Source organism: Okeania sp. SIO1H4 (genome assembly GCF_010672695.1).
GTDB classification, from domain to species: Bacteria; Cyanobacteriota; Cyanobacteriia; order Cyanobacteriales; family Microcoleaceae; genus Okeania; species Okeania hirsuta.
Window position 1 is genome coordinate 260823 of the sequence record NZ_JAAHGB010000012.1, and the last position, 13781, is coordinate 274603.

Here is a 13781-nt window from a genome sequence, read left to right on the forward strand (position 1 = left end):
AACCCCGCCTTTTAAGGCGCAATATTTTTGGAGCGAAGCTCAAATCCCCTACTTCCCCTCCACGGTCGGGGTTAGGGGTGGGTTAACTTCTGACTTCTGACTTCGTTAAATCACCAGATTCTATATCATCCAAAAATTTCAATAACTATAACGTTGTAGTTAAGGGTCAGACCCCTCATAATAACTATAACGTTGCAGTTAAGGGTCAGACCCCTCATAATAACTATAACGTTGCAGTTAAGGGTCAGACCCCTCATAATAACTATAACGTTGCAGTTAAGGGTCAGACCCCTCATTTAGTCTCCAAACCCTCATATAAAATCAGGTTAAACACTTAATTATATATTTGAGGGGGATGGGAAGATAGGATATAGGAGGAGATTGGATATTGAAGTCTAGATAAAATTATGAACATATATTATGTAACCGGATTCTATATGACTCCTGACTCCTACCCTTACCAAAAGATTTTATTCAGAAAACCCTAAGTAGTAATATTTTGGTGTCACTCATGTAGATAAATGACCAAATTCCCATGCCTGAGCAGCCACGACCCATAGTAATTATCGGTGCTGGTGGCATTGTATCCGATGCTCACCTACCAGCATATCAGATCGCTGGTTTTAAGGTAGCAGGAATTACCGATATTAAGCAGGAGAAAGCAGTCTCGCTAGCTCAAAAATTCTCCATTCCTAATGTTTACGCTAGTGTTGAACAAGCTGTAGCTCATGCTCCAGCAAACACAGTCTTTGATATTGCTGTACCAGCTTCGGCTTTACCGGGACTGCTGCCCAAGTTTCCGCGAGGAGCTGGGATATTGATCCAAAAGCCCATGGGCGAGGATCTAGCTCAGGCACGTCAGTTATTAAGTATCTGTCGTGAACGGGAGTACACTGCGGCGGTTAATTTTCAGTTGCGCACGGCACCGCCTGTGATAGCAGCTCGCCATCTGATCGAAGAAGGTAACCTGGGCGAACTTAACGACATTGAGATGCGAGTCACAGTTTACACCCCCTGGCATTTATGGGACTTCTTGGAAAAGTGCCAGCGAGTGGAAATTCTTTACCACAGCATCCATTATATCGACCTGATCCGCTCATTCTTGGGAGACCCCAAGGGGGTTTACGCAAAAACAGTAAAGCATCCTAAGATGATGAAAATGTCCTCAGTGCGCACGACCTTAATGTTGGACTATGGCGAATTTGTCCGGGCGACTATCAATACCAACCACTGTCATGAGTTTGGTCTGAAACATCAGGAATCATATTTGAAATTCGAGGGCTCCCAAGGAGCGATCAAGATCCACTTGGGCGTGCTGATGGATTATCCCAAGGGAACTAACGATGAATTTGAAGTTTGCCTGTTGCGGGGGGAGCAGGAAGCGGAGTGGCAAAGCTACGAGATTCGCGGGTCGTGGTTCCCAGAAGCTTTTATTGGTTCCATGTCCAGTCTGATGCGCAAGTTGGAAGACCCATCTCGCCCCTTGCCTACTTCGGTGGAAGATGCCTTCGTCACCATGTCCTGCGTCGAAGCAGCCTACCAGTCCAGCGAGGGAGGTGGGGTTCCTCTTCACTGAAGTCAAAAGTCAAAAGTCAAAAGTCAAAAGTCAAAAGTAAGATTTTATAGATTCAAATACCGTTTCACGGAAGTCAAAATTCGTAGGGGCGAATGGCCATTTGCTGACGCAAAGCTGCCGCTAACGCCCGTACAAAAGCGAGTGCGTAATTCTGAGGTTTCCTCAGAATGTAAGACGCACTCAAGACAGTCAAAAGTAAGATTTTATAGACTCAGAACTTTGACACTACAGCTACTTCAGGAAAGTATTTCACATCTTTAAAGTGAATTGGTATAACGTGTCATTGGAGAAAAATATTGAAAGGCTTAACCGAAAAAGTGGGTCTGAAGCCTTCCCCTTTCAGAGGGACTTTTGCTAAGATTTCTGTAGGATGATATTAATTAACGAATGGTAATTTTACCAAAAAATAAGGTCTAAAGCTTCCCCTTTTAAGGGGATGAAAAAATTAAGTTTCCGTATTTCAAGCCTCTGGGTTTCCTAGGTCATGCTGCGCAAACAGCCAGAGGTACTGATAACTGATAATTGATAACTGATAACTGAAATGACATGGTGAGACTTGCAACTGAGAAAAAAATCACAATTGCCCGATTGATTAGTAATTTGATTGTTGGGGTGAGGGCAATCTTTGGGCTTTCATCTATTACTAAAGTATATCGTCGAGGTTTACGTTGGTCTCTTGATTTAAAAGAGGGTATCGATCTTGCGATTTATTTAGGAGTTTACGAACCAGAAACAATCAAGGAACTAAAGCGTATTGTCAAACCGGGAGATGTTGTTGTGGATATCGGTGCTAACATCGGCGCACTAACCCTTCCCTTAGCTCAATATGTGGGAGTTGATGGATGTGTTATTGCTTTTGAACCAACCTCATGGGCCTATGGTAAGTTACAGAATAACTTATCTTTAAACCCTCATTTGCTTAATCGGGTTAAGACTGAGCAGATGATGTTACTAGAGGAGGAAAAAGAACTGCCATCTTTTGTGTATTCGAGCTGGAATCTGTCGGCGAGCGAGGACAAACTGACGCACCCACAACACAAAGGAAGATTAATGACTACTGATGGGGGTCAAGGGATATCACTTGATGGATATTTCGAGAAGAATCCCCACAATAAAGTCGATCTGATTAAATTAGATGTGGATGGCTATGAACTAGCTGTTCTCAAAGGTGCAAGGAAACTGCTTTTACGAGATTCCCCCAAGATAATTCTTGAGATGGCTCGTCAGAATGAGGAAGAGGAAAAACAATTAGAGAAATTGCTTGCTGAGTTAAAAGACGCTCAATATCGACTGGTACATTTAACCGCTAAATATCCAATTATGATGACAAAGGAGGCGATCGAAAAATTATGTCCTCCTGGTGGAAGTATAAATGTTCTCGCACTTCCTCAATAAAACCATTCCAAATCTAATTTTGGATATCTTTATTAATATCATGTCCGGATAATTAGCGATCAAAAAACTTGCTTCTCCTAAGACCTTAAAACTTTCTCCTCTTCCCTCCTGACTTCTGACTCCTGAGGACTGACTCCTCCCTACTTATTTATAACTATTCAACCGGACATAATATAACAGGAAATCTAATGGATATTTTGGGGATAGAAAAACTACTATACTTGATTTTTGTCATTACCATCGTTTTAGTGACTCTATGTTCTCTGGCAAGTTATTTAGGGAAGTTTCATTTTCTGCTCGAACTAACCTGCCATTTTAAAATCCAATATACATTTCTTAGCTTGTTGGGGATCTCGTTTTTTTTATGGGTTGGCAATTATCTCTGGTTGCTGATTAGTTTATTCTGCCTGACGATTAATTTGTTAGAAGTAATCCCGTTTTATATTTCCCGAAATATAATCAAAGATGGGAGCGTTCAAAAAATCAGATTTTTGGAAGCGAATGTCTTCTATATGAACCAACAGTATGAGCGATTAATCTCTGAAGTCAAAGAAGAAAATCCCGATGTAGCCATATTTATAGAAGTGACTGATGCTTGGGCAGAAAAATTAGAACTTTTACAACAAGATTATTCTTATTGGGTGATTCATCAAGATCCACAAATTGCTTTCGGTAAAAATATAAATTTGGGAATAGCAGTTTATAGTAAGATACCTCTAAAAAATACATCGATACAAGATTTAGGAGGAGGAAGAAAAACCGTAAGTACCCAAGTTGAGATTCAGGGAAAAACTCTCTCAATATTAGCAACCCATCCTACTTGGAGTATTGGAAAATATAAGTTTAATTTGAGGAATAAACAACTATCAGAAATTGCCAGTTATGTAGCAAGTCAGAAAAGCTCAATTGTAGTCATTGGGGATTTGAATATAACGATGTGGTCTCCATATTACAAAGAGTTGATTCGTAATTCTGGACTGTATAATGCACGAACAGGCTTTGGTATGATTCCCACTTGGCCAAGCTTCATCCCGTTATTATCTATTCCAATAGACCATTGTTTGGTAAGTCAAAATATTAGGGTTGTCAAAATAAAAAGTGGTAAAAATATAGGTTCAGATCATTTACCTTTAATCACAGATTTAATCATTACTGGTAACAGAATATAAATTTGGTAGTCCTGTATTTTGTTCAAGTACAAATCGTGGCATTATATTAAAATAATCCCTAAAATTTGGCAATTTTGACTCAAATCTAACTTTTGAATTTTGACTTTTGAATTTTGACTTTTAAACTATGGTGCATCCAAAAGAAATATACGACTTATTATTAGATTACGGCAACACAAGTACTCCAATCAAAGAAATATTAATTGGTTTAACCTGGACTTTGTGCGAAACAGAAGGCATTGGTTTATGTATGAGTCCAGGTACAGTTACACGCACATTACCTTGGTCAGGAACTCTGGTAAATAAACCTGTGAAAGAGTTGGCATCCTGGTTACGCTCTTGGAATAGCTTTGAGGCAACTGTGGGAATGGCAGCTATTAATGCTGAGATAAATGGGCAATCTCGACTTCCGACTCAAGCGGAACCCTTATCTCCATACGGACCAGGAAATTTGGCAGTATTTGAATATTTTCTACCAATGATTCGGGGAAAAAAAGTTGTTATTATTGGTAGGTATCCTCGGTTGTCTCGTTATGAGAATGAGATGGAAATAACTGTCATCGAACGGCAACCGGGAGCAGATGATCTTCCCGACACTGCATCAGAATATTTATTACCGGAGGCGGAATGGGTGTTTTTGACAGCGACTTCTATTGCTAATAAGACCTTTCCTCGGTTAGTGGAGTTGGCAAAAAATTCTCAGTTAGTTTTGATGGGTCCGACTATGCCTTGGTTAGCAGAGTTAAAGGAATTTGGGATTGATTATTTGGCAGGAGTTACTGTTAGTAATGCTGAAGTTTTAAGACAAACTGTTGCGGAAGGGGGTGGGGTAAGAATTTTTGAAACAGGCGTGCAATATCATGTATTGAAGTTGTAGTATAGGAGGCAACAGCGGTGCGACCCCCCGTCGGTAGCAGACGCAAGGGAAGGTGGATCAAGAGAGGGAACAGTTCAAGGTAGTGGTGCATAGTAATGGTAGAGAGAGCGTGGGGAGTGTGGGGAGATGGGGAGTGTGGGAAGAAATTAAAAAATATGGCGTTGGTGATTTGAGGTATGATATCATGTCCAGATAATTAGGGATAGAACTCCGTTCCGCGCTCTGCGTTAACGTGCTTTGTGCGCCAGCAAACAAAAAACATTCTCCTTCTGTTCCTCTTTACTTCTTCTTTCTTCCCTCCTGACTCCTAAGTAATGCGCGATTAATATCATACACGCGCTTCACCAACACCAAAAATATATATCTTCACCATTACGCGAGTAGAACTACCCAGTTCAAATAAAAACACTATAAGAGCTTTATTATAACTAATTAGGGTTTGCTGAAAAAGTCTTATGGGTGAGGGTAGGAGTCAGGAATCAGGAGTCAAGAGTCAGGACAAATGAGAATTACAGAGGATGTAGTTGGAAGAATTATCCCTTAATTTTTCTGACCTTGTCTGCACAAAATGCTAATATGCATGAGGTTTCTTGACCGAAAAGCTGGCACTTTTTTTCAACCTAATATCATGTCCGGATAATTAGTTATAAAAAAACTTTCTCCTTCTTCTCCTGTTGTTCTTCTTTATTACCTCTTTTCTCCTGACTCCTGACTCCTGACTCCTGACTCCTCCGTAGTTATTTATTTATCACTGTTTAACCGGACATGATATAAGAAGGCTGAAACCTTTATATGCCAATGCTTTTATAGTTCATCAGCAACCCCTAATTAAATGGACATAATATTAGGTTCATAAACTAAATTTCCTGCTAAATAAGTAGCTTTAACTACTCGTTCATCTCCCAAAATAATCAGGGTAAATAATTCATCAATAATGTCAGTTAATAAATCGGAATTATTTCGAGAATTCCGCAACTTTAACAACGGAGTTACTCTGGTATCTAGCACAACTAAATCTGCTTCTTTCCCTACATCAAAATTGCCAATTTTATCTTCCAGGGATAGAGACTTTGCTCCTCCTAAAGTAGCCAGATAAAAAGCTTTTAAAGAAGATAAATTGTTCTCTTGTAATTGAGATACTTTATAAGCGTCGTTCATAGTTTGAAATATTGAAAAGCTAGTGCCACCTCCCACATCTGTACCTAAACCAACTTTCACTGGAGTTTGTTGAGATTTTGCTGTGTGTAGTTGGAATAAACCACTGCCTAAAAATAGATTTGAAGTCGGACAAAATGCAATAGTTGAACCTGCTTGTGAGAGTCGATTAAATTCAGAATCACTGAGATAAATACCGTGGGCAAAAATTGATTTATTACTAACTAAACCAAACTTTTCATAAACATCTAAGTAGTCTTTACTATTAGGAAAAAGCTGGGCAACTTTCTCAGTTTCAGATTTTTGTTCAGATAAATGTGTATGTACATACACATCTGGAAATTCTTGTTTGAGAACTCCAGCTAGATGTAGTTGTTCTGGGGTAGAAGTAATGGCAAATCTCGGAGTAATGGCGTATAGAAGTCTGCCTTTACCATGCCATTTTTTAATCAAATTTTTGCTATCTTCGTAGCTAGTTTCTGGAGTATCCAACAAATAATCTGGAGCATTCCGATCCATGAGCATTTTACCAGCAATTATCCGCATATTTCGTAGTTCTGCTACTTCAAATAAGGCATCAACTGACTGAGGATAAACTGTGGTTAAAACTAAAGCACTTGTCGTGGCATTTTTTAGTAGTTGATCTAGAAAAAAGGATGCTATTTGTTGAGCGTAGGTTTGATCTTTAAATTTTCCTTCTGCTGGGAAAGTGTATTTATCTAACCATTCCAAAAGTTGTTTACTAGAGGAGGCAATTATTTCTGTTTGGGGATAATGGATATGAATATCGATAAATCCTGGTAAAATTAGCATTCCTGGATAAGAAATAATAGGAATTTCAGGATATTTAGGCTTTAATTTGTCGTAGTTTCCTAGTTCTTGAATTATGCCTCTGGAGATAATCATTAAACCATCATGAATATAACGAACGGTTTCTAATTCTGGATAGTAAAACGGATCTGCAACAAAATCTAGGAATGAACCCCTGATGGCTGAGATGTTAATATTTTGATTCATTTTTATCTGATATTTTGGTAAGAGTATATATGAAGAAAATGGGTTGATAAGCTTGAGTTAAGTTTGCAAGGAAGAAGGAAAAAGGGTTTAGTTAGAGCTTGCTGATTAAATCTCAAAGTTTTTACAGATAAAGGTTTTAGCCTTCACGGCAGCTATGATTTTCTTCTAAAATTCTGTCTCCTGTCTCCTGACTCCTTCTCCTATACTACATTTTGTGGTGCGGAATGTGGGTTGATCCTTTATCTCACAATAGTTTTGAAATGCTTGTCACCCCTTGAGAAGAGCATCTTAGTTTTGTGCGATACATGAGATAATAAAATGAAGTAAATAAAATCAGGGCAAACAATCCAGCCGAAACTACGGATGTTGTGAGCGGAATCAACAATAAAGAAGTCAACAATTCAATTCCAATTAAACTAATCAAAATCCAAACCACCATTTGACGTTCCATCAGACTACAAAGAATTGCTCCTGTTGGCGCACCAACTACCACAACCGGAACCGCCGCTAACCAATAATTACTGACGGGAGTAACAAAATCCCCCAGGATAAAGTTATGAATTAAAAAGCCTGTGACGGCATTAATTGCCATCAAAATCACTGAAGTAGGAGTGCTAACTTTCTCACACAAACCAAATAGTAACACCATTACAGAGTAGGCAAAAACATCCATTCCACTTCCGACTAAACCGCTAATCATACCACCCATTAATCCGACGACTAGAGATAAAATTTTTTCTCGTTTACCCCAGTGTTCAATAGTAAATTTCCGTTCATTCTTAGTTAAATTTAAGTGAATTAAAATGAGGGCAAAACTGCCAATCATCATTGTAAATGAAATTTTTATGACTTCGGGAGGAAGTAAAGGAGCCAGAAAAGCTGTTCCCATAAAAATACCTGGAATTCCCCCTAAACTCACCCAACGAATTAACTTCCATTCTACTTGAGTTTTCATAGCCACAATCGTAAAAGATGCGGCACTCATGCCAATACTTTGAATGGCTAAAGAAAAGAGTTTTGCATCAGGGGGAGAGACGTGAAGCCACTTTGTTAAAGCTGGAAAAGCAACTGCGCCTCCTCCCATACTTGTCGCTCCTGCAACCATGGAACCAAAGACCATTGTGAAGGCAAATTCCCAATGTTCAATCAGGTTATAAATAGCTCGACTAGGTTCAAGAATAATCAGCCAGCTTGTCCAAACTGTGAGTACACACAATAGACTATAACGAATGGAACGTTGGGATAAAATCAACTGAAATAATGAATACATAAACTTTAAACTATTGAAGATTATTTTTTTATAAAAAAGCTAATTTTATCAGCTTTTTGATTGCGGCTTTGATCAAATATAATTAATATCCCTTAAGTTGATTATTAGTAAACAAATTGATATAATATCATCCTAGGTTAAATACTTATACTTTGGCAGAGGAAAGGCAGAGGGCAGAAGGCAGAAGGCAGAAGGAAGAGAGCAAAGTTTGAAGTGAAGAAGTTTTTATAACTAATCATCCGAACATGATATAACAGGGATTAAAAATCCTCATATTTTATTACTGATTTAAAAAACAGTCAAAAAAAACAACTCGTGAGTTGAGTTTTATCAGTTGTAAAAATTTTGCAAATCAGTTTATCCTCAAAAAGTGATGGGTTGTTGATATTTGATGAATAGTGTTTTTCAATAGACATCTCCAGAGATGTCTGGAATCATAAAATTACATAATGCATAATATTTCTGTTGAAATAGCACCAGACATCTCTATCTATTGTGATGAACTTAGAAAGGAAGAGGTCCAGGAACTTGAATTCCTTTCTGAACCGCAGGACGTTCTGCAATTTGATCGTGCCATGCGATTAAGCAGGAAAACTGATCGAAGCCAAATCCCATACGTTTAGCAGTATAAACCCAACCCCAATGGGCAATATCTACAATAGAGTATTCATCACCGCAGAGATATTTTTGCTGCTTCAAACGTTGTTCAAGGACACCATACAGCCTTTCAGTTTCTTTGGTATAGCGTTCAATTGCGTAAGGGATTTTTTCAGGAGCAAACAAGGCAAAGTGCGCTCGTTGTCCGAACATTGGTCCAATAGAAGCCGCTTGGAAAAACAACCATTGAATTGCTTCCCAACGACCTTGAGTTGATTGTGATACTAACCGTCCAGTTTTATCTGCAAGATAGAGTAAAATTGCACAGGATTCAAATACCGTTTGTCCAGTTTCTTGATCTACAATTACTGGAACTTTAGCATTAGGATTGAGTGCAACAAATTCTTCTTTGAATTGTTCTCCCTCATAAACATTTATATGCTTTACAGTGTAAGGGAGTTCAAGTTCTTCCAAACAAATAGAAATTTTGTGACCGTTTGGGGTATTGTGTGTGTACAGTTCAATCATTGAAGACTCCTAGGTTGAGCAGTGAAATTTTCAGTTAACTTGATGTGAAAGCCCCCTAAATCCCCCAATTTAGGGGGACTTTTAGAAGCAAGTTGACTCTTATTCCCCCCAAATTTGGGGGTCTAGGGGGGCAAAATGTCAGTATTCCGGATAATTTATCTTGTTTTTTTTGATAAGTTATTACTCAAAAATAATAATGCCAATACAATCACCAATCCGGAATTAAAAATTGAAGGTTCAGGTACAGATTGACGGGGATATTCTTGAGTTGCTTCGACAATACTCAGCACTTCAGAAACCTCAGAAAGAGATTTCTGAGCCTGATTTGCAAATAAATTATGAGAACGGACAGTAGGATGAATCGGATTCCAGAATACAAATTCATCAGGATTGGTTGCATTCGTATCTAAAAAAGCCTCTGTGACATTAGAAAACCCAAAGTTAGCTGGATTTTCTATAGCTTGATTCAGGGCTGAATACATATCAACCTGAATAATATTGATATCTGAATTTTGTTCAACTTCTTCTAAAGCTGTTTGCAACGCTGCATTATGATCTTGAGTAACTTGTGCCAGTCTTTGCTGAACTTCAGGAGAACCATTAACAGCAAGGGGAATTGCACCTAAATCAAAAAGATTAGGTATCATAATATTTTTTGCCCCTGCATCGGCTAATTTATCAATTGTTGTTAATAAGTTGGTAATGGGTGTATCAACTTCCGTTAGACTTAAACCCACATAATCATTACCGCCTCCCCAAACCATATAAAGTGCATCGGGATCGGCAACAGGATTTTCGGCGACAAAATCATCAATTTGTGTTTGGATTCCGGGTAAAGGCAGTAGGTTATCGGGTAAAACATCTGTTCTCGGATTGAGAACATTATCGGTTCCTGTCGTTGCACCTCCATAGGCGACATTATTTTCAGGATTTATCTCTAAACCCAACTCAGGGATTAAAGTTTCAATCCAAATTATCCCATTGGTAAAACGTCCTTCAAAATTTGGAAATTCTGGAAAAATACCGTTAGTCAGTTCAAACAAATTCCCATCATCAGAAAAACTATCTCCAAAGACATAAACATCGCTAAAAAGTTTGCCGGGAAGATCACCCTGATATTGACCAACTGTTAGGTAATGATCGAGGGGACTGTTGGCAGTACCATTTGCGATCGCATCAGCCACTTCTGGATATTGAGAAAGATAAAAATCTTCATCAAAGATTTGATCGATAGTGATGCTCATCAAAAATTTCTCCTTGTCCTAGTTGAGTTATCAATTTAAGTCCTGGAGCAGGATTTTTTCCACTCCAGTTTTTATTTTCTGAGATTAAAAAAGTCTGACGCTAAACTTCTGTTTATACAGTTTTAGAAGACTTTGTTTTAGATGAATTAAACATGAAACTACGTTCTACATTCCATTGATTTGACTTGCGATTTTTGAGCATTAAACCTGCACCGATTGTACCAAAAGCTAACAAACCAACAGGGAAAGAAGACTCAGGGATTGATCTTGTCCTAATAATAGCCTGGTCTGCTAGCAGACCAATAGAAGCTCCACCCGTAGGATTTTTTAAGAATAAGTCAATGGTGTTAATGTCATTAGGTAGGGGAATATTTACCCTTTGAAAACTCTCGCCAATACCAAACTCAATTGGGATTTCAGTTCCAGTACCTAGAAAAATGCTACCACCAACAATATCCTCAACAGCACCAGTGCGGATTACATCTACTGTTGCGACAGAAGACCCTTCCTCAGTGAAGAATTGATTACCGGCAAACTCTAGTGAGCTAGGAAATATAAGCCCGTTTGCTGGGGCGGCTTCCAAAAGTTCTTCAGGATTTACAGGAGGTTGATTAAATGGATCTGTTACGGGCTGACCGACTTCCCGGAAAAAGTCTTCAACTCCTGTAGGTTCATAATAAATGAGTAGCCTCGCCAAATCTGATGTCTGATTTCGGAAGGCGTGCTTGCCATTTTCGGGGCCAAAAATAAGCGTTTCAGGTGGTGTCAGTGCTGTTTGGTCTTCTAATTGAAACTCTAAAGTACCATCCAGCATGAAAAACCACTCAGCTTCATTTTCATGGAAGTGTAATGGAGTACCACCACCAGGGACAACAACCACATCTAATAGGGTGTATTGTTCATTAGTGGTCTCGCCTGTTTCAACAAAGGAAATTCGTCCACCTGCAACCCATGCAGTTTCTAAATCTTGGTAGAATAAAGATGTCGCTGAGATATCATCTAACCCGGCTACATAATCAGTGATAGCCGTGGGAATGGGGCCATTCAAAAAATCATAGATATCAATCGGGCTAGATGTTTCTGTCGAGCTAGATGTTTCTGTTGAGGAATCCTGTTGTTCATGCTCATGGAAATGTAAACCAACGTGAGCTTGTGCGGGGAAACTGATTCCTAAAGCTAATAGAAATGAGCTAGCGACGTAAAATGCGGTAGACTTAGTTTTTGTATTCATTAATAAAAATAGTTGCTGGAGACCCACACTATAAAGTGTGTTTTAGTGTTGGGAGGAAAGCAACCAGCATATAAATTACTTTCCCCTAAAATTTGAGAACAAACTTAATTGATCGCCCGAAGTGCACCATTAAACTTTTTACATCTAGTAGTCAACTCAGAAGTATCAAACAATGACAATTGAATTGGGCTATCTAAGTTCCCTCTTTTCTGGAGATGTCTAATGATTTACTGATTTACGATTTTTATTCAACAGAGCGCCTGCACTGCAAGCCATGAGTAGTAAACCAGAAATCAAAGAAGGCTCAGGAATATTTACATTGTCTTGATCATCTGGAGTACCAAATGTCATAACAAAATCTTCTAATTTAGAGGGATTATCAGTCGTAAATAGTAGAGTGCGAGCGGAAAATGTTTCAAAGTTACTAAAACTGTACTTGCTTCCTTCTGGCAAGTAAATAAAGGTATCCGGATCGGCACTAAAGGATTGATCGGCAACATTAATAGTTAGCTCTCCATCCAACGTGTAGAGTGCTAAATCGGTTGGAGCTGTTAATAATTCTTCAATCCCTGAGTTTTGTTCGGGAATAAAGACATCAAATAATGAGAGCAGTCCTTCCGTTTGATTCAGGTTAGCAACCTGTGTATAATTACTTCCACCTAACCAAAAAGAATTCGGATTCGGATCAGGGAGTAACAGAGGAAAATCATCCGGAGAATACCCATCAATTAAGGTGTAAGTATTATCCTCACCCAAGGTGAAAAGGGCTTTATTTTGTAGGAGTGCAATACTGGTATCAATCGGATCAACTAAGGTCAGTTCAAAGTTCTGATTTTCTGCACCTTCAATACCAGTAATCTCTAAGTTTTGAATTCGTTCTCCATCCCCAAAGGTAACAGGAATTTCAGCAACAGTTGAGTCATCTTCAGGATTACTAACAATCAGTGTCGCACTCGCTTCTCCATCAGCTTCACCCGGACGAATTACAACAAGTTCAGGATCACCCTCTTGCGTAATTCCAAATTGAGGGGGAGTAATGAGTAATGAGTCAGGTGCCACTACCCCAAAATCCCTCAACAGTTGGAAGCCACCCTCTAATAATTCAGGTGTTGGAAGTTGAGGAAAAGGTGGATTATCAGAGGTTCCCGGTTGACCCAAAAGTTCAAATAGGCCATCAATTCCAGCCGGGATTACAAACTCTATGTGACGGGCAGGTTCTTCACCCGCATTAACAAAAGCATGGAGAACATCTTTCGGTTTAGAAATGAAGGTTCCAGGTGTCGCAGTAAAGAGTTGGTCTTCAAGTTGATAGGTTATTTCTCCCTCAAGAACGTAGACAAACTCATCTTCAAGGGTGTGATAGTGAGGTAGTGGTCCACCCGGTAAGGTAATGAAATCAAAAAGTGCTAACTGACCATCAGTATTGTCACCAATTTCAACAAACTCTGCGTTGTCACTGAATAGCCAAAAGCCCGGACGGTCTACATCAGGTAATACAACTGGAGTGTCACCATTTGCTGTGATTTCAAGAGTATTTGAAGCTTCAGTAGCATTGGTCGGAATGGTAAAAGAAGAAACATTTGAGGAATCCTGTTGTCCATGCTCATGGAAATCAAAACCAAAGTGAGCTTCTGCTGGAAAACTGATTCCCAAAATTAATAGAAATGAACTAGCGACGTAAAATGCGGTAGACTTAGTACTGGCATTCATGGGTATACCTGC

Annotated in this window: 11 protein-coding genes; 5 read left to right on the top strand and 6 right to left on the bottom strand. The window is 39.0% G+C overall.

Going from position 1 to position 13781, the window contains the following annotated elements; all coding sequences use genetic code 11:
- Positions 1-535 precede the first annotated feature (535 nt).
- The 5 genes from F6K06_RS11985 (at position 536) to F6K06_RS12005 (ending at position 5213) form a co-directional block, all read left to right on the top strand.
- Positions 536-1576 (top strand): Gfo/Idh/MocA family protein, encoded by a 1041-nt coding sequence (locus F6K06_RS11985; RefSeq protein WP_205127467.1) that lies wholly within the window; start codon positions 536-538, stop codon positions 1574-1576.
- A gap of 546 nt (positions 1577-2122) precedes the next feature.
- Positions 2123-2971 (top strand): FkbM family methyltransferase, encoded by an 849-nt coding sequence (locus F6K06_RS11990; RefSeq protein ID WP_205127466.1) that lies wholly within the window; start codon positions 2123-2125, stop codon positions 2969-2971.
- Positions 2972-3159: 188 nt separating this feature from the next.
- Positions 3160-4140 carry an endonuclease/exonuclease/phosphatase family protein gene (locus F6K06_RS11995; protein WP_124146329.1) on the top strand — a complete coding sequence of 327 codons (981 nt, stop codon included), beginning with the start codon at positions 3160-3162 and terminating at the stop codon, positions 4138-4140.
- Positions 4141-4267: 127 nt separating this feature from the next.
- Positions 4268-5017 (top strand): DUF364 domain-containing protein, encoded by a 750-nt coding sequence (locus F6K06_RS12000; RefSeq protein ID WP_192901170.1) that lies wholly within the window; start codon positions 4268-4270, stop codon positions 5015-5017.
- Positions 5018-5069: 52 nt separating this feature from the next.
- Positions 5070-5213: a hypothetical protein gene (locus F6K06_RS12005; protein WP_161564899.1), complete on the top strand. Its 144-nt coding sequence runs from the start codon at positions 5070-5072 to the stop codon at positions 5211-5213.
- 632 nt (positions 5214-5845) lie between these two features.
- Here the strand turns inward: F6K06_RS12005 and guaD are convergent.
- From guaD to F6K06_RS12035, 6 genes are all read right to left on the bottom strand, one after another.
- The gene (gene guaD, locus F6K06_RS12010) at positions 5846-7189 is read right to left on the bottom strand and encodes a guanine deaminase (protein WP_192901169.1); all 1344 of its coding nucleotides are present in this window, start codon (positions 7187-7189) and stop codon (positions 5846-5848) included.
- Between the two features lie 244 nt (positions 7190-7433).
- Entirely contained in the window at positions 7434-8459 is a 1026-nt protein-coding gene (locus F6K06_RS12015) for a sulfite exporter TauE/SafE family protein (protein WP_240041527.1), read from the bottom strand.
- Positions 8460-8963: 504 nt separating this feature from the next.
- A complete protein-coding gene (locus tag F6K06_RS12020; protein ID WP_124146328.1) occupies positions 8964-9584 on the bottom strand; it encodes a glutathione S-transferase family protein in 621 nt (206 codons plus the stop codon).
- A gap of 155 nt (positions 9585-9739) precedes the next feature.
- Positions 9740-10828 carry an SGNH/GDSL hydrolase family protein gene (locus F6K06_RS12025; protein ID WP_153183450.1) on the bottom strand — a complete coding sequence of 363 codons (1089 nt, stop codon included), beginning with the start codon at positions 10826-10828 and terminating at the stop codon, positions 9740-9742.
- A 112-nt stretch (positions 10829-10940) separates the two neighbouring features.
- A complete protein-coding gene (locus tag F6K06_RS12030) occupies positions 10941-12059 on the bottom strand; it encodes a cupin domain-containing protein (RefSeq protein ID WP_124146326.1) in 1119 nt (372 codons plus the stop codon).
- Positions 12060-12278: 219 nt separating this feature from the next.
- Complete coding sequence (locus tag F6K06_RS12035) at positions 12279-13769, bottom strand: cupin domain-containing protein (protein ID WP_124146325.1); 1491 nt, start codon at positions 13767-13769, stop codon at positions 12279-12281.
- Positions 13770-13781 lie beyond the last annotated feature (12 nt).